This window comes from Pseudomonas sp. Marseille-Q5299, from assembly GCF_943737035.1.
In the GTDB taxonomy this organism is placed as follows: domain Bacteria; phylum Pseudomonadota; class Gammaproteobacteria; order Pseudomonadales; family Pseudomonadaceae; genus Aquipseudomonas; species Aquipseudomonas putida_E.
Genome location: NZ_CALSFR010000002.1, coordinates 333,447 through 359,222, shown reverse-complemented (window position 1 = coordinate 359,222; position 25,776 = coordinate 333,447). Strand labels below are relative to the sequence as shown.

27 protein-coding genes are annotated in these 25,776 nt (G+C 63.0%); 10 read left to right on the top strand and 17 right to left on the bottom strand.

Annotation, left to right across the window (positions count from 1 at the left end):
- Positions 1-174 precede the first annotated feature (174 nt).
- The 3 genes from NGJ21_RS06100 (at position 175) to NGJ21_RS06090 (ending at position 1,419) form a co-directional block, all read left to right on the top strand.
- Positions 175-615, top strand: a complete 441-nt coding sequence (locus tag NGJ21_RS06100) for a YkvA family protein (RefSeq protein WP_012313180.1) — start codon at positions 175-177, stop codon at positions 613-615.
- A 100-nt stretch (positions 616-715) separates the two neighbouring features.
- Positions 716-1,054, top strand: coding sequence for a helix-turn-helix domain-containing protein (locus NGJ21_RS06095; protein WP_046787417.1), 339 nt, complete (start codon positions 716-718; stop codon positions 1,052-1,054).
- Complete coding sequence (locus NGJ21_RS06090) at positions 1,051-1,419, top strand: hypothetical protein (RefSeq protein WP_012313182.1); 369 nt, start codon at positions 1,051-1,053, stop codon at positions 1,417-1,419. The genes NGJ21_RS06095 and NGJ21_RS06090 overlap by 4 nt, the downstream gene beginning before the upstream one ends.
- Positions 1,420-1,530: 111 nt before the next feature.
- On the opposite strand, the gene NGJ21_RS06085 is transcribed toward NGJ21_RS06090, so the two are convergent.
- Positions 1,531-3,612 carry a carboxy terminal-processing peptidase gene (locus NGJ21_RS06085; RefSeq protein WP_012313183.1) on the bottom strand — a complete coding sequence of 694 codons (2,082 nt, stop codon included), beginning with the start codon at positions 3,610-3,612 and terminating at the stop codon, positions 1,531-1,533.
- A gap of 142 nt (positions 3,613-3,754) precedes the next feature.
- Between NGJ21_RS06085 and NGJ21_RS06080 the strand changes: the two genes are divergently transcribed.
- Entirely contained in the window at positions 3,755-4,717 is a 963-nt protein-coding gene (locus NGJ21_RS06080) for an NAD(P)H-quinone oxidoreductase (RefSeq protein WP_204920134.1), read from the top strand.
- Positions 4,718-4,817: 100 nt separating this feature from the next.
- Here the strand turns inward: NGJ21_RS06080 and NGJ21_RS06075 are convergent, their stop codons facing one another.
- The 6 genes from NGJ21_RS06075 to NGJ21_RS06050 form a co-directional block, all read right to left on the bottom strand.
- Positions 4,818-5,471, bottom strand: coding sequence for an HAD family hydrolase (locus tag NGJ21_RS06075; protein ID WP_204920136.1), 654 nt, complete (start codon positions 5,469-5,471; stop codon positions 4,818-4,820).
- 13 nt (positions 5,472-5,484) lie between these two features.
- On the bottom strand, positions 5,485-6,474 hold the full coding sequence (locus NGJ21_RS06070) for an ABC transporter ATP-binding protein (RefSeq protein WP_119688425.1): 990 nt from the start codon (positions 6,472-6,474) through the stop codon (positions 5,485-5,487).
- A gap of 1 nt (position 6,475) precedes the next feature.
- Entirely contained in the window at positions 6,476-7,282 is an 807-nt protein-coding gene (locus NGJ21_RS06065; protein WP_046787414.1) for an ABC transporter permease, read from the bottom strand.
- Entirely contained in the window at positions 7,272-8,111 is an 840-nt protein-coding gene (locus NGJ21_RS06060) for an ABC transporter permease (protein ID WP_039602573.1), read from the bottom strand. The genes NGJ21_RS06065 and NGJ21_RS06060 overlap by 11 nt, the downstream gene beginning before the upstream one ends.
- Complete coding sequence (locus NGJ21_RS06055; protein WP_046787413.1) at positions 8,108-8,914, bottom strand: alkaline phosphatase family protein; 807 nt, start codon at positions 8,912-8,914, stop codon at positions 8,108-8,110. The genes NGJ21_RS06060 and NGJ21_RS06055 overlap by 4 nt, the downstream gene beginning before the upstream one ends.
- Before the next feature lie 109 nt (positions 8,915-9,023).
- Positions 9,024-10,088, bottom strand: coding sequence for an ABC transporter substrate-binding protein (locus tag NGJ21_RS06050; RefSeq protein ID WP_046787412.1), 1,065 nt, complete (start codon positions 10,086-10,088; stop codon positions 9,024-9,026).
- A gap of 341 nt (positions 10,089-10,429) precedes the next feature.
- Here NGJ21_RS06050 and NGJ21_RS06045 point away from each other — a divergent pair, with 341 nt between their 5' ends.
- Positions 10,430-11,143 carry a UTRA domain-containing protein gene (locus NGJ21_RS06045; protein WP_251961947.1) on the top strand — a complete coding sequence of 238 codons (714 nt, stop codon included), beginning with the start codon at positions 10,430-10,432 and terminating at the stop codon, positions 11,141-11,143.
- A gap of 18 nt (positions 11,144-11,161) precedes the next feature.
- Here NGJ21_RS06045 and NGJ21_RS06040 read toward each other — a convergent pair whose 3' ends face one another.
- Together NGJ21_RS06040 and NGJ21_RS06035 are read right to left on the bottom strand one after the other, a co-directional pair.
- A complete protein-coding gene (locus tag NGJ21_RS06040; RefSeq protein WP_125924314.1) occupies positions 11,162-13,318 on the bottom strand; it encodes a mechanosensitive ion channel family protein in 2,157 nt (718 codons plus the stop codon).
- Positions 13,319-13,362: 44 nt separating this feature from the next.
- Positions 13,363-13,530, bottom strand: coding sequence for a hypothetical protein (locus NGJ21_RS06035; RefSeq protein WP_012313193.1), 168 nt, complete (start codon positions 13,528-13,530; stop codon positions 13,363-13,365).
- Between the two features lie 213 nt (positions 13,531-13,743).
- Here NGJ21_RS06035 and NGJ21_RS06030 point away from each other — a divergent pair, with 213 nt between their 5' ends.
- Both NGJ21_RS06030 and NGJ21_RS06025 read left to right on the top strand, forming a co-directional pair.
- Entirely contained in the window at positions 13,744-13,998 is a 255-nt protein-coding gene (locus NGJ21_RS06030) for a hypothetical protein (RefSeq protein WP_251961946.1), read from the top strand.
- A gap of 69 nt (positions 13,999-14,067) precedes the next feature.
- Entirely contained in the window at positions 14,068-14,805 is a 738-nt protein-coding gene (locus NGJ21_RS06025; protein WP_251961945.1) for a hypothetical protein, read from the top strand.
- Positions 14,806-14,849: 44 nt separating this feature from the next.
- Here the strand turns inward: NGJ21_RS06025 and NGJ21_RS06020 are convergent, their stop codons facing one another.
- The 5 genes from NGJ21_RS06020 to minC all read right to left on the bottom strand — a co-directional run bounded on the left by NGJ21_RS06020 (position 14,850) and on the right by minC (position 18,963).
- Entirely contained in the window at positions 14,850-16,139 is a 1,290-nt protein-coding gene (locus NGJ21_RS06020; protein ID WP_039603106.1) for a M18 family aminopeptidase, read from the bottom strand.
- 123 nt (positions 16,140-16,262) lie between these two features.
- Entirely contained in the window at positions 16,263-16,898 is a 636-nt protein-coding gene (locus NGJ21_RS06015; protein WP_012313196.1) for an RluA family pseudouridine synthase, read from the bottom strand.
- A 141-nt stretch (positions 16,899-17,039) separates the two neighbouring features.
- A complete protein-coding gene (gene minE / locus NGJ21_RS06010; RefSeq protein WP_043206650.1) occupies positions 17,040-17,294 on the bottom strand; it encodes a cell division topological specificity factor MinE in 255 nt (84 codons plus the stop codon).
- A 3-nt stretch (positions 17,295-17,297) separates the two neighbouring features.
- Positions 17,298-18,110 (bottom strand): septum site-determining protein MinD, encoded by an 813-nt coding sequence (gene minD, locus NGJ21_RS06005; RefSeq protein ID WP_115272953.1) that lies wholly within the window; start codon positions 18,108-18,110, stop codon positions 17,298-17,300.
- A gap of 100 nt (positions 18,111-18,210) precedes the next feature.
- A complete protein-coding gene (gene minC, locus NGJ21_RS06000; protein ID WP_046787408.1) occupies positions 18,211-18,963 on the bottom strand; it encodes a septum site-determining protein MinC in 753 nt (250 codons plus the stop codon).
- A gap of 111 nt (positions 18,964-19,074) precedes the next feature.
- Here minC and NGJ21_RS05995 point away from each other — a divergent pair, with 111 nt between their 5' ends.
- Both NGJ21_RS05995 and NGJ21_RS05990 read left to right on the top strand, forming a co-directional pair.
- Complete coding sequence (locus NGJ21_RS05995; RefSeq protein WP_039603104.1) at positions 19,075-20,010, top strand: lipid A biosynthesis lauroyl acyltransferase; 936 nt, start codon at positions 19,075-19,077, stop codon at positions 20,008-20,010.
- 66 nt (positions 20,011-20,076) lie between these two features.
- Positions 20,077-21,225 (top strand): patatin-like phospholipase family protein, encoded by a 1,149-nt coding sequence (locus NGJ21_RS05990; RefSeq protein ID WP_174142141.1) that lies wholly within the window; start codon positions 20,077-20,079, stop codon positions 21,223-21,225.
- 153 nt (positions 21,226-21,378) lie between these two features.
- Here NGJ21_RS05990 and NGJ21_RS05985 read toward each other — a convergent pair whose 3' ends face one another.
- The gene (locus tag NGJ21_RS05985; RefSeq protein WP_115272951.1) at positions 21,379-22,203 is read right to left on the bottom strand and encodes an MlaA family lipoprotein; all 825 of its coding nucleotides are present in this window, start codon (positions 22,201-22,203) and stop codon (positions 21,379-21,381) included.
- Positions 22,196-23,494 (bottom strand): lipid asymmetry maintenance lipase MlaY, encoded by a 1,299-nt coding sequence (gene mlaY / locus NGJ21_RS05980; protein WP_039603299.1) that lies wholly within the window; start codon positions 23,492-23,494, stop codon positions 22,196-22,198. Before mlaY ends, NGJ21_RS05985 begins: the two co-directional genes overlap by 8 nt.
- Before the next feature lie 194 nt (positions 23,495-23,688).
- Between mlaY and NGJ21_RS05975 the strand changes: the two genes are divergently transcribed.
- Positions 23,689-24,057, top strand: coding sequence for a hypothetical protein (locus NGJ21_RS05975; protein ID WP_251961944.1), 369 nt, complete (start codon positions 23,689-23,691; stop codon positions 24,055-24,057).
- 118 nt (positions 24,058-24,175) lie between these two features.
- Here the strand turns inward: NGJ21_RS05975 and NGJ21_RS05970 are convergent, their stop codons facing one another.
- On the bottom strand, positions 24,176-25,741 hold the full coding sequence (locus NGJ21_RS05970) for a glycoside hydrolase family 17 protein (RefSeq protein WP_251961943.1): 1,566 nt from the start codon (positions 25,739-25,741) through the stop codon (positions 24,176-24,178).
- Between the last annotated feature and the right edge of the window lie 35 nt (positions 25,742-25,776).

Here is a 25,776-nt window from a genome sequence, read left to right as displayed (position 1 = left end):
GTGAAGAAGCAGGAGGCTTCTGACGCAAATCGTTTGCGGTTCTGAAACGACTGTGTAAAAAACGCCCGATCTGACCGGGGCCCTTGCTTTACAGGCACCTGCCGTCAGAAACTTCGCCCTGTTCACAAGGTTATCCACAATAAATGTGGATAACCTCTCCCTGCTGGAGGCTACATGAGCGCACCCTGGAATTTCGCCCGCTTCCTGCCCTTGGCCGAGCGCCTGCTTAGCCGTGGCCGCTTGCCGGCTTTGCTGTTCGCCGTGGCCCGCAAAGGGCCACGCCTGGGCCAGTTGCGTGAAGACATCAAGCTGTTGCAGTCGCTGTGCCTTGCCTGGTGGCGTGGCGAGTACCGGGCGATCAGCCCCAAGGCACTGGTGACCATCGTCGCCGGCCTGCTGTACTTCGTCAGCCCCATCGATGCCATCCCCGACTGGCTGCTGGGCGTAGGCTTTCTCGATGATATCGCCGTGCTCGGCTGGGTGCTGAAGACCGTCTCCGATGAGCTGGCGCGTTTCAAGGCCTGGCGCGACAGCCAGGCACCCGAGCGACTGCGCGTGGTCGAGCGCTTGCCCGACACCCCTGAAGCTTTGCGCCTGGAGCGTAAAACGCACTGAAATCGAGCAGATCCCCACAGACCCCCGGGCTTGGTAATATAATTGGCATAAGGGTTATGCCTACGGATTACATGCGGTAATCCTACGTAAGGGGGTTGTAATGGGTATTCAGGTCATTAGCCGGGACGGTCAGCCCGAGTACGCAGTCGTTCCCTGGGAGCAGTATCAGGCGTTGCTCAAGGCGGCCGGCCAGGCGCCTGCCGAGGCGGTTGGCGAAACCAGCGATCACAGTGCGGCAAGCGCCAGTTTGCCCGCCTTCAGCGAAGTGGCGCAGCTGCGTGAGGCCAAAGGCATTGCGCCAGAACAATTGGCGCGAAATGTGGGGGTAAGCCCAGCCTACCTGGCGATGATCGAGTCGGGTGAACGCCAGCCGGATGCGGCGATCCGCCGTGCCCTGGCCTGGCACTTGGGTGTGGCGGGCTGGAGCGAGCCGTCATGAGCCAGGTCAGGATCAGCCGTCAGCATTGGCAAAGCTTGCTGGATGAGCTTGACCTGGCCCGCCGTCAACGGCATTTGCTGACTTACCGCGCGCTGATCGAGCGTTTGCAATTGCCCAGCCCGGCCATGCAGACGCTGACTGCAGCGCTTGAATACCTGGCGGTGCTCGATGCCCGTGCCGAGCAGCCGCTGCGCAGCTCGCTGGTGATCAGCCAGGGCGCCAGCCGCCTGCCGCGTACCGGCTTCTTCGAATGTGTGGAGCGCCTTGGGCGCTTCTCCGGGCCGGTCGACGGCATGGAGGCAGCGTCGTGGCATGCTTCGGAAGTTGTGCGGGTATTCGAGTACGCCTACCCGGAGATTGCCTGACAGGCCGATAGACCTGCCCCGCCAAGCTTCCACCAACGCCACACTTCGAAAACACAAGGGGCCGGGCACTTACGTGCCCGGCCCCTTGTGTTTCACATCAGCGCTGACTGATTACTGCTTGGCCACCTTGGTGCTGGCACTCAGGTAGTCGATCAGGATGCGACCGGTCTCGGACAGGTAAGCGTCGTCTTCGGGCTTGGTGTTTTCATCCTCGGTCGGCAGGGCGTCCTCGTCCTCTTTCTTCAGTTCCTTCAGCGGCTCTTCACCCTTGGCCTTGCGGCGGATGTTTTCCAGCGCCAGCTGTTTGGCCTCGATCTCATCGTGGCGGGCACGGCGGTCCTGCTCGTTGAGGCTGACGGTCTTCTCGTTCATCAGCTTCTGGGTCAGTGCCAGGCGGTCACGGATATAGGTGAACTCCGCGTCCTTGTCGCTGCGCGCTTCATGCTGGGCCTTGAGCTGCGCCAGGAAGGGCTTGAACGGGTCGGCCGCCGGCTTGACCACCGGGCGGATGGTGTCCCACGGCATGGCCTCGGGCAGGGCGCTTTCACCGATTTCCTTGGTGTCGATGATCGACGGGTAGTCGATGTCTGGCAGCACGCCCTGATGCTGGGTGCTCTGCCCGGACACCCGGTAGAACTTGGCCAGGGTCAGTTTCAGCTCGCCATGGTTGAGCGGCTGGATGGTCTGTACGGTGCCTTTGCCGAAGGTCTGGCCGCCTATGATCAGGGCGCGGTGGTAATCCTGCATGGCGCCGGCGAAGATTTCCGAGGCCGAGGCCGAGAGGCGGTTGACCAGCAGCACCAAGGGGCCTTTGTAGAAGGCGCCTGGGTTTTCGTCTTCTAGCACGTCAACCCGGCCATCGCTGTTGCGAACCAGCACCGTGGGGCCTTTCTCGATGAACAGGCTGGTCAGCTCGGTGGCTTCTTGCAGGGAACCGCCGCCGTTGTTGCGCAGGTCGATGACCACGCCGTCGACTTTTTCCTTTTGCAGTTCGGTGAGCAGCTTTTTCACGTCGCGCGTGGTGCTCTTGTACTCCGGGTCCCCGGCTCGGTAAGCCTTGAAGTCCAGGTAGAAGGCCGGGATTTCAATGATGCCCAGCTTGTAGTCACGGCCAGCCTGCTTGAGCTTGAGCACCGACTTCTTGGCCGCCTGCTCTTCAAGCTTGACCGCCTCGCGGGTGATCGACACCACTTTGCTGGTCTGGTCGCTCGGGGCATTGCTGGCCGGGATGATTTCCAGGCGCACAACCGAGCCTTTCGGGCCACGGATCAGCTTGACCACTTCGTCCAGGCGCCAGCCGACCACGTCGACCATTTCCTTGTTGCCCTGGGCGACGCCGATGATCTTGTCGGCCGGGGCCACCTGCTTGGTCTTGGCCGCAGGGCCGGCAGGTACCAGGCGCACGATCTTGACCTGGTCATTGTCGCTCTGCAGCACCGCGCCGATGCCTTCGAGCGACAGGCTCATGTTGATGTCGAAGTTTTCGGCGTTGTCCGGCGACAGGTAGTTGGTGTGCGGGTCGTAGGACTGGGCGAAGGTATTGATGTAGGCCTGGAAGATGTCTTCGGCACGGGTCTGGTCCAGGCGCGACAGCTGGTTCTTGTAACGCTTGGTCAGGGTTTCCTGGATCTGCTTGGGCTCTTTGCCGGCGATCTTCTGGCGCAGCACCTCGTCCTTGACGCGCTTGCGCCACAGGTCGTCCAGCTCGGCCTGGTTCTTCAGCCACGGGGCGTCCTTGCGGTCGATCAGCAAGGTTTCCTTGGCGGTGAAGTCCATCTTGTCGACGCCCTTGTTCAGCTCGGCCAGGGCGAAGTCCAGGCGTTGCTTGACGCGGTCCAGGTAGCGCTTGTAGATGGTGAAGCCCGGGTCGAGGTTGCCGCTTTTGAGGAAGTCGTCGAACTGCCTCTTCCACTTGTCGAACTCGGCGATGTCGGCCGCAGTGAAGTAGCTGCGCGCAGGGTCGAGCAGCTTGATATAGCTGTCGTAGATGATCACCGAGCGGGCGTCATCGAGCGGCGGCTTGCTGTAATGGTGGCGTTTGAGCAACTCAACCACGTTGAGGCTGGCGACGATTTCGTCACGGTCCGGCTGCAGGCTGTCCCATTTGTTGGCGGCCGCCGCATTGCCGCCGAGCGTGAGGCTGCCCAGGCCGATCATCAGGGCCAGGGCGGTGCTTGGGAGGAAATGCTTCATGCTGATTCGACGTGGAGGCAATTGATCACGCATAGTAGGCCGTCTTTTCCGTTGCCGGTTCCATGGAGCCGGACAAATACTGCAAAAAGCCAGGGGCGTGGATACCCCAGGCTCAGTCATGTCAATCAACTATGGAGGCACTGTGAAGGCATTGCAAGGCGAAGACGGACATGTGGAGTGGGTCGAGGCCGAGCGCCCGGCCCTGGATGCCGGCCAGGTACGCATCCGCGTGGCTGCGGCGGGCCTGAACCGGGCCGATCTGTTGCAGATGAAGGGCCTTTATCCGCCACCACCCGGTGCCAGCCCGTACATGGGCCTGGAATGCGCCGGGGTAGTGGAAGAAGTGGGGCCAGGCGCCGACTGGCGGGTAGGCGACCGGGTGTGCGCGCTGCTGGCCAGCGGGGCCATGGCCGAGGAAGTGGTGGTCGATGCCCGCCATGTGCTGCCGGTGCCCGAGGGCCTGAGCCTGCACGAGGCAGCAGCGCTGCCCGAGGTCTACGCCACCGCGTGGTTGAACATTTTCCAGCTCGGTGCGGTGAAGGCCGGCGAGAAGGTACTGGTACACGCCGGTGCCAGCGGTGTCGGCTCCGCAGCCATTCAGTTGTGCAAGGCGTTCGGCAACCCGGTGTACGTCAGCGTTGGCTCGCAGGACCGCCTGGCGTACTGCCAGGCCCTGGGCGCGACGGGCGGAGTGGTGCGCAACGAAAACCTGGAAGCGCTGGAGGGCATGGGCCCGTTCGACGTGATTCTCGACCCGGTGGGTGCCAGTTACGGGCAGCTCAACCTCAAGTTGCTGGCACGCGATGGGCGCTGGGTGATCATCGGCCTGATGGGCGGGCGCATGGTTGAACTGGACCTGGCGCAGGTGCTGGGCAAGCGCCTGGAAATCACCGGTTCCACCTTGCGCAACCGTGATGACGGGTTCAAGGCCGAGCTGCTGCGTGAGCTGCAGCAGCAGGTGTGGCCGCTGTTCACCGAAAAGCGCTTGTCGCCACAGCTGGTGGACACCTACCCCGTCGAATTCGCCCAGGCAGCGTATGCCGAGCTTGAGAGCAATCAGGTGTCGGGCAAGCTGGTGATGGTGATCGACGCTAGCCTGGCGTGAGATTGCCGGGGCTGCCTTGCAGCCCATCGCAACACAAGGCCGCTCCTACCGTAGGAGCGGCCTTGTGTCGCGAAAGGGGCGCAAAGCGCCCCCATGGCCCTCAAGACCAGCTCAGTATCGGCCAGCCATTCTTCTCGGCATGCTCGCGCAACACCGCATCCGGGTTCACCACATGCGGATGATCCACCTTCAGCAACAACGGCAGGTCGTTGCGCGAATCGGAATAGAAGCTCGCCCCCTCCAGGTTCTCCTGCTCCTGGTCCAGCCACTCCAGTAAGCGGGTGATCTTGCCCTCACGGTAAGTCAGCACCCCATGAGTCCTCCCGGTATACACCCCGTTCACAGCCTCCAGCTCGATTGCCAGGTACTCGTCCACCCCTAACCGCGCCGCAATCGGCCCGACCAGGTGAGTGCCCGAGGCGGAAATGATCAGGATGCGGTCGCCACGCTTGCGATGCTCGGCGATGCAGCGGCAGGCATCACCGAAAATGATCGGCTCGATGACATCCTCCACCCATGGTTCCACCAGGTGCTCGACCTCTTCCAGCGTACGCCCGGCAATCGGCTCCAGGCTGAAGGCCATGTACTCTTCCATCTGCAGGTGGCCTTTGCCGTAGGCCTCCATCAGGGCATGGTCGCGGCGCAGGAACTCCTTGCCGTCGACCCAGCCCAGCCGCGCCATTTGCTCGCTCCACAGCGACGCGCAGTCGCCATGGATCAGGGTTTCGTCCAGATCGAAAATTGCCAGTGCCATGCGTTGAATCTCCTTAGGCCACTTCCCGTAGCGCCGTGGGGTCGATCGACAAGGATACCCGCTGGCCGTCCGCGTGCAGGTCGGCCGATGAGCGATTGAGCACATCCACCACCAGCTCCACGTCACGAACCCGTACCCGGTAGCGGATCACATTGCCCAGCAGGCTGTGGCTGCGCACTTCGCCGTCCAGTTCGCCATCGCGGCTCAAGGTGATCGACTCGGGGCGAATCGCCAGGCGGCTGGCTACCGGGCGTTGCAGCAGGCGGCTGGCACTGTCCGGGTCGAGCAGGTTGTAGTTGCCGATGAAGCCGGCGGCAAACAGGTCCACCGGGGCCGTGTACAGGGTTTCGGCGTCGCCGCTCTGCACGATGCGCCCCTGGTTCATCAGGAAGATGCGATCAGACATCGTCAGCGCCTCTTCCTGGTCATGGGTAACGAAGATGGTGGTCAGCCCCAGTTCGCGCTGGATGGCGCGGATCTGCTCGCGCAGGTGCTTGCGAATACGCGCATCCAGCGCCGACAGCGGCTCGTCGAGCAGCAGCAGGCGTGGCCGGGTGACCAGCGAGCGGGCCAGGGCCACCCGCTGGCACTGGCCACCGGACAGCTGGTGCGGGTAGCGCCCGGCAAAACTGCCCAGTTCCACCAGTTCCAGCGCCTCGCGCACACGTACCTGAGTGTCACTGGCCTTGACCTTCTGCATGCGCAGGCCAAAGGCGACATTCTGCTCCACGGTCATGTTGGGGAACAGCGCATAGCTCTGGAATACCATGCCGATGCCGCGCTTTTGCGGGCTCAGCGGCACGATGTCCTGGCCGTCGAGCAGGATCTGCCCGCTGTCCACCGGGGTCAGCCCGGCGATGCAGCGCAGCAAGGTGGACTTGCCGCAGCCGGAAGGGCCGAGCAGGGTGACGAACTCGCCGCGTTCGATCTGGCAGTCGATGTTTTCGAACACCGGGGTGCCGCCATAGCGTTTGTGCAGTTTCTGTACGCTGACGAAGCTCATGTCAGGTCTTGTCCTTGTTCAGGCGGTTGGCGACCCAGGTCAGTACCAGCACGAAGGCGAAGTACGAGATCACCAGCGCGCTGTTGAAGTGGCCGCTGCTGTTGCGCATGTTGTTCAGGTACACCTGCAGGGTCTCGTAGCGCGTGCCGACCAGCAGGTTGGCGAACACGAATTCGCCGAACAGGAACGAGAACGACAGCAGCAGCGCCACCATCAGGCCTTTGCGCAGGTTGGGCAGCACCACCAGGAACGCCGCCTGCCAGGTGCTGGCGCCGAGCAGTTGGGCGGCGTCCATCAGGTCGCGCAGGTTGATCGCCTGCAAGTTGTTGGTGATCGCCCGGTACATGAACGGCAGGGCGATGGTGAAGTAGCAGCCGATCAGGATCCACGGCGTGCCGACCATGGCCATCGGCCCGCTGCCGTACAGCTGCAGCAGGCCCACCGAGGACACCACCGGCGGTACCGCGAACGGTAGCAGGATGAGGATGTTCATCAGTGCGTCGAGCCTGGGGAAGTGGTAGTGCACCACGAACAGCAGTGGCAGGATCAGCACCACCGACAGCAGCAGCGCGCCCACACACACCAGCAGCGACTGGCCGAAGGCCGCCAGAAAGCGCGGCTCGCCCCACAGCGCCACGTACCACTTGAAGGTCAGGCCGCTGGGCAGCAGGCTGGCTGACCAGCTGGTGGCCAGCGAGTAGAGCAGGGTGCCGGCCAGTGGTAGCAGCAGAATGAGAAACAGCAGGTACACCACAGCGCGGTGGTAGAGGCTGCCGGCGCTGGGCCTGGTTGAGCGGTTAGCGTGCATGGTAGCTCCGTTTCAGCAGCCATTGATGGACGACCGTGACCACCGTCATCAAGCCCACCAGCACCATGGCCAGCGCGCTGGCCAGGTTGGGGTCCAGGCTGATGTCACCGGCCACCAGGCCGGCGATGCGGATTGGCAGCACGTTGAAGTTGCCGGTGGTCAGCGCATACACCGTGGCATACGCGCCCAGGGCATTGGCCAGCAGAATGACGAAGGTACCGAGCAGGGCCGGGGTCAGCACTGGCAGGCCGATGTGCCGCCAGTATTGCCAGTGGCTGGCGCCCAGCAACGCGGCCGATTCGCGCCAGTCTTCGCGCAGGGCATCGAAGGCCGGGTAGAGCAGCAATACGCCCAGGGGGATCTGGAAGTAGGTGTAGACCAGGATCAGGCCGCTTTTGGAGTAGATGCTGAAGTCTTCCAGCAGGCCAACCTGCTTGAGCAGCAGGGTCAGCGCCCCGTTGAAACCAAGCAGGATGATGAACGCGAAGGCCAGCGGCACGCCGGCGAAATTGCTGGTCATGTTGGCGAAAGCGCTGACGAAGTCGCGCAGGCGCGAATCCACCTGGCGCAGCGAGTAAGCACCGAGGGTGGCGATGATGATGCCGAACAGGCTCGACCAGAAGCTGATTTCCAGGCTGCGTTGCAGTGCCTGCAGGTAGAACTTCGAGGCGAACACCTTGCTGAAGTTGGCCAGCCCCCAGCCCGCTTCCGACTGCACGCTGTTGATGGCCACCCAGGCCAGCGGGGCGATCTGGAAGATGACGAAGAACACAGCGAACGGCAGCAGGCAGAGCAGGGCCAGGTAGCGCCCGCGGGCGCCGGCATTCACTTGAGCAGCTCCCGGCAGACGGTCTTGTCGTGGGCAACGCCCAGCAACTCGCAGATGGTGCCACACAGCTCGGTTTGCAGCGGCTTGGCGGCCGGGTCGAGGCTGAAGGCGTCGCCAAACACGAACAGCGGCACTTCGCGCTCTTCGGCCAGCAGGCCGTTGTGCGAGCGGTCGTTGTTCATGCCGTGGTCGGCGGTGACCAGTACCTGGTAGCCCTCTTCGAGCCAGTGCGGCAGGTAGTCGGCCAAGAGGATGTCGGCGCTGCGCGCAGCGTTGCGGTACTGGCTGCTGTCCAGGCCGTGGCGGTGGCCGGTGTCGTCGATGCTCATCGGGTGCACCAGCAAAAAGTTCGGCGCATGGCGGCGGCGCAGGTACTCGGCGTCGGCCAGCAGGTGCGAGTCGGGGTAGCGGTCGTCCCAATAGAACAGGCCATGCTGGATCGGCAGCTTCGGCGCGTGGGTATGGCGGTCGCGCTGCGGGTCGAAGGGCGAGCGGTTGTACAGCTCGCTCATCCAGTGATAAGCCGCCGCCGCAGTGCCCAGGTTGGCCTCGCGGGCGTAGTGGAACACGCTGCGCTGGTTGGACAGGCGGTTGACGTTGTTGTGCACGATGCCGCTGTCGATCGGCGCCACGCCGGTGAGGATGCACTCGTACAGCGGCCGGGACAGCGACGGCAGCTCGCATTCCACGCGGTACAGCGCGGCACGGTCGGCTTCGACGTAAGCGTGCAGGTGGCCCATGGCGTGATGGGCCACCTGGTGGTTGAGGCCGTCGAGCAGGACCAGGATGACATTGTGTTGCATGGTGGCTCCCAGTGGAGCTGCAAGCTTCAAGCTACAAGCTGCAAGAACGAGCCGGCATGTCGATCACCTGCTTGCACTTGTAGCTTGCAGCTTGCAGCTTGAAGCTTCTTCATTCCATCTCGATGATGACTTGCTCCTGCCACATCTGCGGCAGCTTTTTCGAGGTCGCTTCCCACACTTCGGGTTTCTTGATCGGCTGCGCAGCGCCGTACTGCTCGTTAGGCAGCAGCTTGGCCTGCACGTCCGCGGGCAGTTTCAGGTGCTCGGCGCGGATCGGCCGGGCATGCCCCTTGGCCAGGTTGATCTGCCCGGCATCGCTGAAGATGTACTCACGCGCAAGCTTGGCTGCATTGGGGTTTTTGGCGTACTTGTTGATGATGGTGGTGTAGCCGGAGATGACCGACCCGTCCGAGGGGATCAGCACTTCGAAGCGTTTCGGGTCGATCTGGTCGCGGTAGCTCAGGCCGTTGAAGTCCCACACCACGCCCACTTCGACCTCGCCTTTCTCCAGGGTCTGTATGGTCGGGTTGGCCAGCGACAGGCGCTTCTGCTGGGCCAGCTTGGTGAACAGCTGAAGGCCCGGGGCGACGTTGCTCTCATCGCCCTTGTAGGCGATGGCTGCGGCCAGCACGCCGTTGGCGGCCTGGGCGGCAGTACTGACATCGCCGATGGCGACCTTGTACTTGCCTTTTTCCAGGTCGTGCCAGGTTTTAGGGCGTTCCTCTTCCTTCACCAGGTCCTTGTTGATGATGAAGGCGATGGTACCGGTATAGGCCAGCGCCCAGTGACCATCCTTGTCCTTGGCCCAGCCCGGTACCTGGTCCCAGGTGCTCGGTTTGTACGGCTGGCTCACGCCCTTGGCCACGGCAATCGGGCCGAAGGCGGCACCGACGTCACCGATATCGGCGCTGGCGTTGTCCTTCTCGGCATCGAACTTGGCGATTTCTTGGGCCGAGCTCATGTCGGTGTCGGTGTGCTTGAGGCCGTACTTGCTGGCCAGGTCTTCCCAGGTACCTTTCCAGTTGGCCCAGGCATCGGGCATGCCCACGCTGTTGATCGTGCCTTCTTTGCGGGCAGCGTCTTCCAGGGCCTTGAGGTCGGTGCCGGCGGCCATGGCCGAGGTACACAGGGCCATGGCCGAGCCGAGCAGTGACGCCATGAACAACTTTTTCATCCGAAGCTCCTTTGGGTGGGTGCCTTGCGCGATCGTTGTTATGAGTGAAGCCTTGCTTGGCGAACCTTTGGTCTAGGTCAGCAAACCTTGCGCCAAGGTAGGCCGGTTGCGTGACAATTTGATGTAAGGGAAGGGTTGAAGCAGGTGCTGCCATCTCCTGCGAATACAGCGTAGACCAGATCGCAAGCCCCGATTCCCAAGGCCTGGCCCGAATCTGGCAGTGCTCTGATGAAGTGTGTACAGCTGCTTTGTCACAGCATGTTCATCAGCCCTGCCTAGGCTTGCACTATTCTCCAAGTGCCCTGTTCTGGGGCTGGACTAGTCCAGATAGGTAACCCTTGATGCAGTCGACGCCACCGCGTGCGGTAACAGCCATCTGCCATGCCTTGCAGGAGCAGATCGAGCACGGCCTGCTGGCGCCGGGCGGCAAGCTGCCGGCCGAGCGCAAACTCAGCGAGGTGTTCGATACCACGCGTATCACCCTGCGCGAGGCGCTGGTGCAGCTGGAAGCCCAAGGGCTGATCTACCGCGAAGAGCGGCGCGGCTGGTTCGTTGCCCCCGAGCGGCTGACCTACGACCTGATCGAGCGTAGCCACTTTCACGCGATGGTGCGGGACCAGGGGCGGGAGGCCAGTACCGAACTGCTTTCGGCCCGGTTGCAGCCGGCATCGGCGGCCATTTGCGCGCGTCTGCACCTGCCGGCGCTGTCCAGCGTGATACGCATCTGCCGGTTGCGGCGTATCGATGGGCGGGCGGTGCTGTATGCCGAGCATTACCTCAACCCGCGTTACTTCCCCGACATCCTCGAACATGACCTGGCGCAGTCGCTGACCGAGATTTATGGGCGGGTCTACGGCATCCGCTACGGGCAGGTGTGCTTTGAAATCCTGCCCACGGCGTTACCCGTGGCTGCGGCCGCAGCCTTGAAGGTTTCCACCGGCAGCCCGGGGCTGCATATCACCCGGGTCAACAGTGACCAGCATGGGCACCTGATCGACTGTGACCTTGAGTATTGGCGCCATGATGCGATCCGCATCCGCGCCCAGGCCGGATAGCGGCTGCTGGCGATGGGCCTAATCGGTGGTCCCGCCGGCCTCTGCCATCGCGCCGCCACCCGCCGTCACCACCTGTACCGACAAGCGTGGCATCGCCAGGTCCAGCCCGGCTGCATCCAGCTGGCGCTTCAAGGCCAGGTTGAACGCCCGCGACACTTCCCATTGCTTGATGGGTGCGGTCTTGAAGCGTGCCCGCAGAATCGCCGAACCAGACTCGAAACTTTCTACCCCTTGCAGCTCAAGGGGTGACCAGATATTGCGGCGCATCAGTGGATCGTTGCGCAGTTTCTGCCCCACTTCGCGGATCAGCGTGATGGCCTGGTCGATGTTCATGCTGTGCGGGATGGCCACACGGAAGATCGCATAGCCGAACTCGCGCGAGTAGTTCTTGATGCTCTTGATCTCGCTGAACGGGATGGTGTGCACGATGCCATCGATGTCGCGCAGGCGCACGGTGCGGATGGTCAGGCCTTCAACGGTGCCCAGGTGGCCACCCACATCGACATAGTCGTCGATGGCCAGGGAGTCTTCGATGATGATGAACAGGCCCGTGATCAGGTCGGCCACCAGCGACTGCGCGCCAAAACCGATGGCCAGGCCGATCACCCCGGCACCGGCCAGCAGCGGCGTGACGTTCATGCCCATGTTGGCCAGGGCGACGATCAGCGCAATGATGAAAATCACCACGAACATCACGTTGCGGATCAGCGGCATCATGGTTTGCGCGCGGGCGTTGGCCAGGCCCCGGCGTGAACGCACCAGGGCGTGGTGCACGGCCGTGTCGGCCAGTATCCACACCAGCCAGGCGACAATCAGCGTGCCGGCCAGGCCCAGCAGGCGCAGGCTGACTTCATGCCCCTCACCTTCGGCGAAGCTGATCATCGACTGGCCCCAAACGCGCAGCCCCAGCTCGATGAACACCAGCCAGATGAACAGGTGCACCAGCACATAACCGAAGTTGCGCAGGCGCTCTGTGTATACCGCTTGCCGCTTGTTGGCGCGCTTGGGGTTGGCGGCGTGGCGGCGCACCAGGCCATTGAGCACCATGCACACCACCACCAGCACCGTGCACATCAGTGACTGGCGCAGCGCGGTGCTGGTGTCGCCGGCCGACACGAAGGTGGCGAACAGCGAGATCGCCACCAGGATCATCGCCGGTATGTACCAGAAGCTGCCAAGGATTTCGATGGTGTCGCTCAGGGTGCGCCGGGTCAGGCGCCGCGACAGTGGCTGGTTGCGGATCAGGTGGGCGATCGGGCGGCGGAAGCGCAGGATGAACAGCCCCGTGCACAGCGCGGCGATCACATTGGCCAGGGTGGCCAGGGCGTGCGCCAGGTGTGTACCAAGGGCGACGGTCAGGCGCGGGTCGCTCATCGCTTCGCCAAAGGCGGCGAAGCTGCCGATCAGCCACAGCGGCCGAAATGCCTGGTGGCGCAGGATGTGCAGCGCGCGGTGGCGGTGCGGGCCGTCGAGCAGCGAGAAGGCGATCACGCAGATGGCCGAAAAGCAGGTGCCTACCACCAGCGCATAGGCCAACACCATGGCCATGGACTTGCCGAGCGAGGAGGGCAGGGCAAAGCTCAGGTACACCGTGAACACCAGCGCCACCAGCCACGGCCCCAGCTTGCGCAGAGCGAAGCGCACCAGGTCCCAGGTGCGCGGGTGCTGTGGCAACTCCTCGGTCAGGCCGAAGCGCACACGCACCCGGTGGCCGATCCAGTTGAATGCATAGGCCAGCAGGCTCCACACGGCGATGATCGCGGCAAAGCCGAACAGGATCGCCGGCCACTGGTGCACGGGCACCACCAGTTCAGCCAGCTCCGCCTGGGCCTGGTCGATTTCCAGCGCCCACCGCTGGAACGGGCTGGCGTCGCCGCTGAACTGCTTCTCGAAATCATGCAGCGCACCGCCGATCAGGCCCAGCACGCCCTGCTCTACGGTGGGTTGCGACTGCTTGGTGGCATCGCGCAGCTTCTTCAGGTCGGCCAGCAGCTTGGCGCGTTGCTGGTCGTTCTCCAGGTTCTTGATCACCTCGTCCAGCGATTTGCCCAAAGGCTCGGTGGCTTCTGGCTGGGCCGGCGCACTGGAGCCAAGCAGGCCAGGCAGGCCGGCGGCCTGTACCGGGGAGATGAACAGAAACAGCAGCAGGGCAAGGCAACGCAGGAGGGCTGGCACCGGGAAATCTACCTCAGGTCAAACGATTGGCCGAGTGTAGAGGTTTATGTGGGGAGTTTCTCCAGGATCTTCCAGCAGGTGAGGCCGAAGATGCCCAAGGTGCCGATCCACATCATCAGCACACCGACGTCGCGCTCACGCAGGCTGAAGCCGATGGTCAGCAGCATCAGGAAACCGAACACGGGGACGAACAGGGACAGGAAAGGGGACATGACGGGCGATCCTTCTGCACGTGCGGGGGGGATGCTTTAAGCATAGTGGCTAGCTGGCGAAGCGGAATGACTTGTATCACATAATGTTTAATCGGTGGGGTTAAAGGTTCATATTTCCTACGCATCTATCAGACCAGTTTCCTACACAGGAATGCATCCCTTGGCCGATATAAGATTCACCACGGTGTGTGGGGATTTTTAGAAGGTTCGACGATGAGTGCAAAATCAGTACGCAACAGTTTATCGTTGTTGGCGGTGGCAGGGTTGAGCATTACTGCCCATGCCGAGAATAACTTGGCAACGGTGATTGTCGATAATAAAACAAGTGCCGCAGCCAGTTACACCTATGAGCACATGTCAGGTACGTCACAGCCGGTCATGGGTGAAGTGAATGCCCGCCAGAACAGAGTGTTTTTAGTTACAAGCTTTGCTGATTCAATTTGCAAATGCCTTATCACTACACGGTGAGGTTCACTATTCAATGAACCTCGCGGGGCGCCAGTGAAGGTGCCCCTCGATGAGCACCGAGGAACGCCCATGAAAATTTTCAGCGTTAATGCCACGCCTGTCGTACGCCAGGAAAACGTTCTGCTACCGCTCACAAAGTCGGAGGAGGGTACTGCACAACCAGGGTGCAAGGTGAGTTTGTCTGATGAGGCCCTTAACGACGCCAGAAACAAGGACGAGGTTCGAGCACTTCATGCACGGATCTATGGAACACCGTCGCTCGGGGATCGAATCAGTTATAGCTATCGAACACGGGGAGAAGAAAAATTCAAGAATGAACCGCCTCCAGAAAATTACACGCCTGAACAGGCTGAACGCCACCGGCAAGCCCTGGATTATCTGGTAGGTATCGAAAAACTCTCAGGGGTGGAGTCTCAGTTTGAGGAAAACCCGTTTTGGGGGTTGGACCGCGCTCATCTAGTGGCAATCGAGCAGGATGAAAACAGTTATACCGAAGTGGAACGTTATGCGGCAGCTAGAGCAAAAACAGCATTGGACAATATTTTCTTCACACGTCTCAGCGACCATGCCTATAACACAGGCGACCTAAGACCCGTGTTCAAGGGATATCTTGAGTATCTGGATAACTTGACCGACGTCGAACGCCTCAATTTTCCAGCCGATGAACGTGAACGGGTAGCCGGTCTTTTAGCTCGTGCGCAAAGCGAATCTGGCAGCCTCCCCGAAGGCTTCTCCCTCTGGCAATACATGAACTGGGCCCCTGAAGGCCGCCTCGACCTCGAAGCGCTGCTGAACCCCGCGCCTTAGTCGGCAACGCCCGCCCCCACTGAAGGGGCGGGCACTGCCGGCGGTCAGGGCAGTTCGCGGCTGCGGTAGAACGCGGTCAACACCTTCACCAGGTGCGCCAGATCCTGGCTGCCGCACAGTTCACGTATCGAGTGCATGGCAAAGGTCGGCAGGCCGATATCGACCGTGCGCACGCCCAGGTGGCTGGCAGTGATCGGGCCGATGGTCGAGCCGCAGCCCATGTCGCTGCGCACCACGAAGCTCTGCACCGGCACTTCTTCGGCCATGCACAGGTGGCGGAAGAAGCCGGCAGTTTCGCTGTTGGTAGCGTAGCGCTGGTTGTTGTTGACCTTGATCACCGGCCCTGCATTGAGCTTGGGCCCGTGGTTGCCGTCATGCTTGTCGGCGTAGTTGGGGTGCACGCCGTGGGCATTGTCGGCCGAGACCATGAGCGAGCGCTGGATGGTCCGCACGTAAGTGTCGCCGTCCGGCAGCAGGCGCTGCAGGGTCTGCTCGAGCATCGGGCCGTCGGCGCCGCAGGCCGAGCAGCTGCCGACTTCTTCGTGGTCGTTGCACACCAGCACGCAGGTTTCGTCACTGTCAGCGGCCAGCAGCGCCTGCAGGCCGGCGTAGCACGACAGCAGGTTGTCCAGGCGCGCCCCGGCGATGAAGTCACCGTTCAGGCCGATCAGTGCGGCGTCCTGGGTATCGTAGAAGCTCAGCTCGTAGTCCAGCACCACGTCGGCGTTGAGCTGGTGTTCACGGGCAAGCTGCTCGGTGAGCAGGGCGCGGAAGTCGATGCGCTCGTCGCCGGCCACCTGGGCCAGGATTGGTGGCAGTTCGTTCTGCGGGTTGATCTGCCAGCCTTCGTTGGCAGTGCGGTTGAGGTGGATCGCCAGGTTGGGAATGATGGCGATCGGCAGCTTGAAGTCGATCAGCTGGCTTTCGACCTTGCCATCACGCCGGAAGGTCACGCGGCCGGCCAGCGACAGGTCACGGTCGAACCACGGCGCCAGCAGGGCGCCGCCGTACACTTCCACACCCAACTGCAGGAACCCTTGGCGCTGCAGCTCAGGCTGCGGCTTGACCCGCAGGCACGGGCTGTCGGTGTGCGCACCGACCATGCGAATGCCACCCAGCAGCGGCGCTTGCTTGCCCAGGTTGATGGCGATGATCGAAGAATCGTTGCGGGTGACGTAGTAGCGGCCGCCAGGCACCGTGGCCCAACTGTCACGCTCGTCCAGGCGCTGGTAGCCGGCCGCCTCCAGGCGCAGGGCCAGGCTGGCGGTGGCGTGGAAGGGCGTAGGGGAGGCCTTGAGAAAATCGATCAGGCCGGTGTTCAGTGCTTCGCGCATAACTCACTCCAATTCGAGCTTCAAGCCGCAAGCTGCAAGCTTCAAGCAAGAGCAGGCCGCGGAGCAAGCTGCAACGCGATCTGTTCTGGCTTTTCTTGCAGCTTGTCGCTTGAAGCTTGCAGCTTAAAAAGGTGCAGGGCACTCGAACTTCAGCCGCTCACCGGAAACCGGGTGGGTGAAGCTCAACATGGCCGCATGCAGGCACAACCGCTCATGTGCCGCCAGCGCCTCGGGGTTGGCATACAAACGGTCACCGAGCAGCGGGTGCCCGATCGACAGCATGTGCACGCGCAACTGGTGCGAACGGCCGGTGATCGGCGTCAGCTCCACCCGGCAGTGGTCGCCGCAACGCTCGAGGATGCGCCAGAAGGTCAGGGCGTGTTTGCCTTGCTCATGGTCCACCACATGGCGGGGCTTGGTGGGCGGGTCGTAGCGCAGGGGCAAATCGATGCTGCCGCTGTCCAGCGCCGGTTGGCCCCAGCACAGTGCGGTGTAGGCCTTCTCGGTCTCGCGGTCGTGGAACTGGCGCGACAGCTCGCGGTGGCTGTCGGCATCGCGGGCCAGCAGGATGATGCCGGAGGTTTCCCAGTCCAGGCGGTGGACGATCAGCGCATCCGGGTAGCCGTTTTCCTGCAGGCGGGTGATCAGGCAGTCCTTGTTGTCATCGGCGCGGCCTGGCACCGACAGCAGCAGGGTCGGCTTGTTGACCACCAGGATGGCGGCGTCTTCATGAAGGATCTGGACGTTCGACAGCGGCATTGCGGGTTCTCGGTCAAATCGGGGAAAACCATTGGGGCCGCGTTGCGGCCCGTTCGCGACACAAGGCCGCTCTCTGTAGGAGCGGCCTTGTGTCGCGAACGGGCTGCAAAGCAGCCCCAATGATCAAGCCCGTTCGCTGTATCAGCGATCGGGCAAGGTGATGTTCAGCTCCAGAATCGAGCAACTGCCCTGGTTTTCCAGTTCGATGTGCACATCATCGCTGCCGATGTTCACATACTTGCGGATCACCTCGAGCAGCTCTTTTTGCAGGGCCGGCAGGTAGTCCGGTTCGCTGCGCTGGCCGCGCTCATGCGCCACGATGATCTGTAGACGCTCTTTCGCCACCGACGCGCTGCTCTGTTTCTGTCTGCCACGAAAGAAGTCAAAAAGGTTCATGGTTTATTTGCTCCCGAAAATGCGCTCGAAGAATCCCTTCTTCTGTACATCGATGAAGCGCATCGGCTTCTCTTTGCCCAGCAGGCGGTCGACCGCGTCGCTGTAGGCCTGGCCAGCATCGCTCTGATCATCGAGAATGACCGGGATACCTTGGTTGGACGCCTTGAGTACCGCCTGCGACTCCGGGATCACACCCTTGAGCTTGATCGACAGGATCTCTTCCACGTCGGCCACGCTCAGCATTTCGCCCTTGACGACACGCTCGGGGTGGTAACGGGTGATCAGCAGGTGCTCCTTGATCGGCTCTTCGCCGTTTTCAGAGCGGCGCGACTTGCTCGACAGGATGCCCAGCATACGGTCGGAGTCACGTACCGAAGACACTTCAGGGTTGGTCACGACGATGGCTTCGTCGGCGAAGTACATGGCCAGGTGCGCGCCTTTCTCGATACCCGCCGGCGAGTCGCAGATGACGTACTCGAACTGTGCTTTGAGGTCCATCAGTACCTTTTCGACGCCTTCCTGGGTCAGTGCGTCCTTGTCGCGGGTCTGGCTGGCGGCAAGTACGTACAGGTTCTCAAGGCGCTTGTCCTTGATCAGGGCCTGCTGCAGGTTGGCTTCGCCGTTGACCACGTTGACGAAGTCGTAAACCACGCGGCGCTCGCAGCCCATGATCAGGTCGAGGTTACGCAGGCCCACGTCAAAGTCGACGATGACCGTCTTGTGGCCGCGCAGTGCGAGGCCGGTGCCGATGGCGGCGCTGGTGGTGGTCTTGCCCACACCCCCCTTGCCGGAAGTAACGACGAGAATCTTGGCCAAGGTGTTTCACCCCTAAATAAGTCGGGACAGGCGTCCCAGCAAAATGCAAAAAAACGGCAACAGGTAAAAAAGTTGCTCTAAAAATGACGGCAAGTATCCGTTAAAGACGGGTGATGTTCAACACGTCACCGGACAGGCTGACTTGCACGCCGCCGCCCCACAGCGGGTCGCGGCGCAGGTCCTCGCAGACCTTGTACTGGCCAGCGATGGAGACCATTTCGGCGGTCATCTGCTGGCAGAAGATACGGGCCTTGGTGTTGCCTTTGATGCCGGCCAGGGCGCGGCCGCGCATGGCGCCGTACACATGGATGTTGCCATCGGCCAGAAGTTCCGCACCCGGGCTCACAGACCCTGTGACCACCAGGTCGCCACCCTGAGCATAGATCTGCTGGCCGCCACGTACAGGCGAAGTGATGATCCGGGTCGGGCGGATTTCCGGCTCTGCAGCGGGCGCCGGCGCCGGCTCGGGCTTTTTCACTTCCGGCTCCGGCTCCAGCGGCCGCTCACGGGCGCCGGAGGGCGGCAATACCGGCAGGTCGATGGCGATCGCGGCAGCGATGTCCTCGATGCGGTTGGCACGGATCGCCAGGGTTCGCAGGCCGTGGTGACGGCAGATGCGCATCAGCCCGGGCAGGTCGATCGCCCCTTCGTCGGCCGGCAGCTTGTCCAGCGCCAGCACCAACGGTGTGTTGCTGAAAAAATTGGGGGCTTGGGCCACTTTCGCCGCCAGCTGGCGGTCGAGGGCTTCAAGGTCGTTGCGCCCCAGCTCCAGCACAGTGATGGCGAGCATGCTGCCCTTGAGCTGGAACACGGAGGCGGTGTCGGGTGTGTGGTTTGGGCTCATGGTCTGCATAGACGGCTTGTTGCGGAAAAAGTGCCCTGACTTATAACGATAAGACCGGTTGGCCGCAACCGGCGCCGATCCGATGTAGAATGCTCGGCCTTTGACTTACCGGAAGCTTCAATGGAACGCCCGCGTTTTCGTCCCTATTTCCTTCACCCCAGGTTCTGGGGCCTGTGGCTGGGCCTGGGCCTGCTGTGGCTGGTGGTGCAGTTGCCCTACCGCGCCCTGTTGTGGCTTGGCGCTGCCCTGGGCGCGCTGATGTACCGGGTGGCCGGTGAGCGCCGACGCATCGCTGCACGCAACCTGGAACTGTGTTTCCCCGAGATGTCCGTCGACGAACGGCGCCGTTTGTTGAAGGCGAATTTCGCCTCCACCGGCATCGCCTTCTTCGAAATGGCCATGAGCTGGTGGTGGCCCAAGGCCAGGCTGGCGCGCCTGGCGCACATCGAGGGCCTCGAGCACCTGCAAGCCGCGCAGCAGGCCGGGCAGGGCGCGATCCTCATGGCCGTGCATTTCACCACCCTGGAGATCGGCGCCGCGTTGCTGGGCCAGGTGCACACCATCGACGGCATGTACCGCGAGCATGGCAACCCGCTGTTCGACTTCATCCAGCGCAGCGGCCGTGAGCGCCACAACCTCGATTCGCTGGCGGTGGAGCGTGAAGACGTGCGCGGCATGCTCAAACTGCTGCGTGCCGGCCGCGCCATCTGGTATGCGCCCGACCAGGACTACGGCGCCAAGCAAAGCCTGTTCGTGCCGTTGTTCGGCATCCAGGCGGCGACGGTTACCGCCACCACCAAGTTCGCCCGCCTGGGCAAGGCGCAGGTCATTCCCTTCACCCAGAAGCGCCTGGAGGATGGCAGTGGCTATCGCCTGGTGATCCACCCGCCGCTGGAAGGCTTCCCCGGTGAAAGCGAAGAGGCCGATTGCCTGCGCATCAACCAGTGGATCGAAGGCGTGTTGCGCGAGTGCCCGGAGCAGTACCTGTGGGCGCACCGGCGCTTCAAGTCGCGGCCTGAAGGTGCGCCGCGGCTGTATGACAAGAAAAAGCGCTGATCATGTGGGCGCCGGCCTGCCGGCGATGCGGCCAGCACTGGCGGTAAGAGATCCAGGGAGCAAGACATGGCCCCACCCCCGACTACCGGCCTGATCCTCTCTGGCGGCGGCGCCCGCGCCGCCTACCAGGTCGGCGTTCTGGCCGGCATCGCCGAGCTGCTGCCTGCCGGCGCAGCCAACCCCTTCCCGGTGATCGTCGGTACCTCGGCCGGCGCCATCAATGCTGTGACCCTGGCCAGTGGCGCAATGCGCTTCAGCGAGGCAGTGCAAAGGCTCACCGCCTTCTGGCAGAACCTGGGCAGCCACCTGGTGTTGCGCAGCGACTGGCCCGGTGTAATCCGCCAGGCCAGCCGCTTTGTCGGCCACAACCTGCTGGGGCTGGGTGGCCAGGCACCGGTTGCCCTGCTCGACAGCAGCCCGCTGCGTGGCCTGTTGCAGTCGCACATCGACCTCGATGGCATTACCCATGCCCTGGCCAGCGAGCAGCTGCGCGCGGTGGCGGTAACCGCATTCGGCTACGAGTCTGGCCAGGCGGTGACCTTCTACCAGGGCCGCGGCACCATCGACGCCTGGCTGCGCCACCGCCGCCTTGGTGTGCCCACGCCCTTGACCGTTGACCACCTGCTGGCCAGCTCGGCCATCCCGCTGCTGTTCGCCCCGGTGCGGCTCGGCGACGAGTATTACGGCGACGGCGCGGTGCGCCAGTCGGCGCCGATCAGCCCGGCCCTGCACCTGGGTGCCAGCCGCGTGCTGGTGGTCGGCGTCAGCGGCAACCCGCAGCGGCCAGCGCCGCCGCTGCCGACCCAGCGCGTGTTCAGTGGCCATCAGCCAAGCCTGGCGCAGATCGCTGGGCACATGCTCAACAGCACGTTCATCGACAGCCTGGAAGGCGATATCGAGCTGTTGCAGCGTTTGAACCACCTCAGCCGCCTGCTGCCGGCCCACCTGGATGCGCGACGCCTGGGCCTGGCGCCGATCGAGGTGCTGGTGGTGGCGCCCAGCCAGCCGCTGGACGAAATTGCCGCACGGCATCGGCGCGAGCTGCCGGCGGCGCTGCGCTTGTTCCTGCGTGGGCCGGGAGCGACGCGGACCAGCGGGGCGGGGGTGTTGAGCTACTTGCTGTTCGAAGCCAGCTATTGCAGCGAGCTGATCGAGCTGGGGCGGCGGGATGCGCTGGCCAAGCGGCGGGAGCTGGAGCAGTTTCTGGGGGTGTAATCGAACCTACGCGGCGCGTAGGAGCGGCCTTGTGTCGCGAAAGGGCCGCAAAGCGGCCCCATCGATAGTTGCAGCGCCGCTGAAAACCTGGGGCCGCTGTGCGGCCCTTTCGCGACACGAGGCCGCTCCTACAGCGGTTGTGCAAGCAGCACGTTACTCGGCAATCTGCAACTTGCGCGACTGGGTGTACACATACCGAACCTTCTCGTACTCGAACGGCGAGTTGAGCTGGCCGTAGCGGAATTTGGTGGTGTAGCGCTTGTCCACCGCGCGCAGCAGGAAGATTTCCGGATGATCGGTGCTGACCTCGGCCATGTTCAGGTAATTGATCGCCTGTTCGCCAGCGTAATCCACCACCACCCCGGTGGTATCGCGCAGGTTGGACGGCCCAAGCACCGGCAGCATGATGTATGGCCCATCAGGCACGCCATAGAACCCCAACGTCTGGCCAAAATCCTCGCTCTGGCGCGGCAGGCCCATCTTGGTCGCCGGGTCCCACAGCCCACCCACACCGATGATGGTATTGAACATCAGCCGTGCGGTGATCTCTGCCGAACGCTTGGCCTTGAGCTGCAGCACGCTGTTGAACAGGTTCGGCACATCGCCCAGGTTATTGAAGAAATTGCTCACCCCGGTACGCACGAACCTGGGCGTCACGTACTGGTAGCCATCCACCAGCGGCAGCAGCACCCACTGGTCCAGGCGGTAGTTGAAGTGGTAGATGCGCCGGTTCAGCGACTCCAGCGGGTCGTATATGTTGAGCGCCGCCAGGGTGGAGCGCTCGAATTCGCGCTGGTCCAGGCCTGGGTTGAATTTCAGCTCGCGCAGCGGGTCGGTGAAGCCGTCGGCTTCGGGGGCCAAGGGTTCGGCGGTTACTTGAGGATCGGACTCGATCACGCTGGTGCGCGGCGCGGTTTCCGCGGCCAGGGCATTGCCGGCAACCAGCAGGGCGGTGGCGAAGAGGAATTTGTTAACCACGGAAGAACTCCAGCATGGCGTCGCTGTTGACGCGGTAGTTGAGGTTGCCGCAATGGCCGCCATGGGGGTACAGGGTCAGGCGCTCGCCGAACACCTTGCGCAGGAAGCCGATATCGCCAGGGCCGAGGATGACATCATCGGCATTGTGCATCACGGCGATTTTCGGGCTGTCGCGCAGGTAGTCCTCCAGCGCGTACAGGCTCACCTGGTTGACCAGTTGCAGGATGCTGTTGCCGTCGGTGCGGGCGCGCCACATCGGGATCACCTGCTCGGTCATGTAACAGTCGAAGTCGCACTGCAGGGCACGCTTGAAGAACGGCGTAAGGCTGCTGCCCTCGGTGATCGGGTACTTCGGCGGGATGATCAGGCCACGGCGGTTGATCAGGTCCGACGTGAAGGCGATGTCGGCCGCCGAGAAGCGGAACGAGGTGCCGATCAGCATCGCCATCTGTTCGTTGGACAGGTGCTGGCGCGACTGCTGGAAGTCATACAGCAGCGCCTCGTTGAGGTCGATGTAGCCCTTGTCCTGGAAATAGCGGGTGAGCTTTTCCAGCATCAGCTCATAGAACGTGGTGCTGCGGTCGATGCCTTTGACCTGGGTCTGCACCAGTTTGTCGAGGTTGTTGATCGAGGTGTACAGGTTGACCGGCGGGTTGAGCAGCAGCACACGCTTGAAGTTGAAGCTGCGGCGGGTTTCATCCAGGTGGCTGACGAACGCCGCGTCCAGCGCGCCCAGGCTGTAGCCGGTGAGGTAGTACTCGCTGATCGGCAGGCGCGGGTGCTGGGCACGTACGGCTTGCATCACCCGGTACATGTCTTCGGCGTCTTCCCGGCTGATGCCCGGGGTGGCGAAGCGCGAGGCGGCGCTCATGAAGTCGTAGCTGGTCGGCGACGACAGCTGAACCACATGGTAACCGGCCTGGTAGAACAGTTTTTTCAGGTATTCGTTGATGGTGCTCGAATACGGCGCGCCGGTGCCGGCGATGATGAAGATCAGCGGCGCTTCATGGTCCTGGCGAGCCAGGCGGTACTTGAGCTTTTTCACTGCCCAGAAGTTGTCGGGCAGGGTGAATTCACGCTCCGGGCGCAAATTGAGGCTGTAGTCGCTCTGGTCGATCTCGTCGTCGCTGGGCAGCGTCGGGCGCTGATCGGGCGGCGTCGTGGCGATCGTCGCCTCGAACGGGTTGGTCAAGGGGAAGCCGTAGGTTGCGGCGTCGATGTCGCGCGCAGAAGCGGCCACAGCCATGAGCAGGCCGCCAAGAAGGGCGGCTAGGCGCCAATATCGAAGCATGTAATCCCCCAGAAAGAACGCGAGCAAGGTACTGCGCTACGCAGGCTAGGACCACAAGTGCCTTGGCAAAGTTGCCAAGTGCGGTGGCCTTTGGTGTGCTTGTTATCTGCAACATAGCTGCAGATTGTGATTTTGCCTTACAACGGGCCTTGGGCGATCATGGATCGTTTCGATTACTGCTATTGGAGAACGGGATGTCTCGTACCTTGCCGGCTGCGCTGCTCTTGCTGTTTCTCGCCTTGTGGCTGGCTGCAAGTTACGGCGTGCGCTACGGGTTGATGGAAGATGCGCAGTGGGTCGGCCTGTGCGCCGTGCCGGGTGAGCACTGGCAGTGCCAGGTGCGCTCGATGCTGGGGCTGGGCATTCACTTTCAGGTGATGGCCTGGGCTGGGCTTGCGCTGGCGTTGCTGGCGCAGGTGCTTGGCGGGCGCAGCGGTTGGTGGCTGGCGGTGTTGGCGCTGGTGTTCGGCATCCCGGCGCTGGTGCTGTATACCGCCAGCATTGCTGTATTTGTGGTGGTGCTGGCGGGGTTACGGCTGGTACGGCAAGCGCGTCGCGCCTGACAGGGGCTGCCGTGCAGCCCATTCGCCGGCAAGCCGGCTCCCACAGGAGTTGCACCGTACTTGAGGGCGGCGCTTTACCAGTGGGAGCCGGCTTGCCGGCGATGCAGGCACCTGGGTATCAAGCCTTGCGCACCCGCAAACTCCGCCACAACGCCGCAGCCATCAGCACACTGACCACCGCCCACCCCCAGGCCTGCTGATTCTCCAGCCCTTCCTTGTACAGCTGCGGCATCACGCCAGCCCCGACGATAAACGCCAGCAACGCCACCTCCGCCCGTGCTGCTACCACCGGGCGCAGCAGGTAAACCAGCGCCGGCAACGCCAACGCCGCGGTAGGGAAACTGCGATAACGCGGGTCGAACACCATCGCCAGCATGCTCACTGCCGCGGCAAAGCCTGCCGCCAGCAATAGCCACCCTGCGCGCGCCTCGAGCCAGGCAAACACACGCTCCCGCCAGCCAGCCCGGCGCGCCAACGCAAGTACCGCATGGGCCAGTACCATCAGGTTCAACCCCGCCAGCAACGCCGCCCACAGCCATTCCCCGGCAAACCTTGCGTGGGTCCGCATCAATTCGCCCCACAGCCCCAGGCAGCCAGCGCCAAACGCCGCCAGCAACGGCAACAGCAACGCCCCGGTCGCGGTGCCAGGGCGCCCTGCGAACACCAGCATCACTGCCATCAACACCGCGCTTGCCAGCAACCACTGGGGCCAGTGGTGCAGGTTGCTCACCGGGCCCTCGAGTACGCCTTTGTCCTGCCGGTCGGCATCGTACAGGCCCCAGTAGCCGCCCACCGCGCCTTCGCTGACGCGCTTCCAAGGCTGGTCGAAGGCTTCGATCAGGTTGTAGTGCCAGCCATTGGCCTCGGCCATGGCGACGAAACCGCGGATGAACCGCGCCTCGTTGGCCCGGCTGGGCACAGCGGTCTCGCGCTGGCGGCCTTCGCTGGGCCAGCCGGTCTCGCCGATGAAGATATCTTTGGGCGCAAAGCGCGTGCCGAACACCCGACGCACATCAGCGACATGCGCCAGGGCATCTTCGATACCGCGCGGGTCATCCTCCCAGTAGGGCAACAGGTGAATGGTCAGGAAGTCCACCGCTGGCGCCACCTGCGGGTGCTGCAGCCAGAACTCCCAGACATCGGCATAGGTCACCGGCACCTTGACCTGGCTTTTCACTTTGCCGATCAGCGCGGCCAGGCGCTCGCCCGTCACTTCCTTGCGCAGCAGCGCCTCGTTGCCCACGATCACTGCACTGACCACGTCCGGGTTGGCGTTGGCGGCGGCGATCAGCAAGTCCACTTCCTTGTCGGTATCGGCCGGGTTGGCATTGACCCAAGCCCCGAGCATCACCTTCAGGCCATGCTTGCGCGCCAGTGCCGGAATCGCTTCAAGCCCGGTCATGGAATAGGTGCGGATGCACTGAAATCGTTCGGCCAACAGCGCCAGGTCGGCGTCCATGCGCGCCGGGCGCAAGCGAAAAGGCTGGTCGAAAGGCGACTGGTCCTTGTCGAACGGGGTATAGGAGGCGCACTGCAATTTGTGCGTGGGGCTGGCGGCGTCCGGCAGCAGGATCGGCTTGCCGAGCGAGTACCAGAGCGCCCCAAGCCCTGCAAGGGCAAGCAGGCAGGCGAACAGGTACAGCGGCAGCAACAGGCGGGCAGGGCTGGGCATCAGGCGGTCCATCGTCAGGCGCAAAACGTTAGATAGTAGCCCGGCGC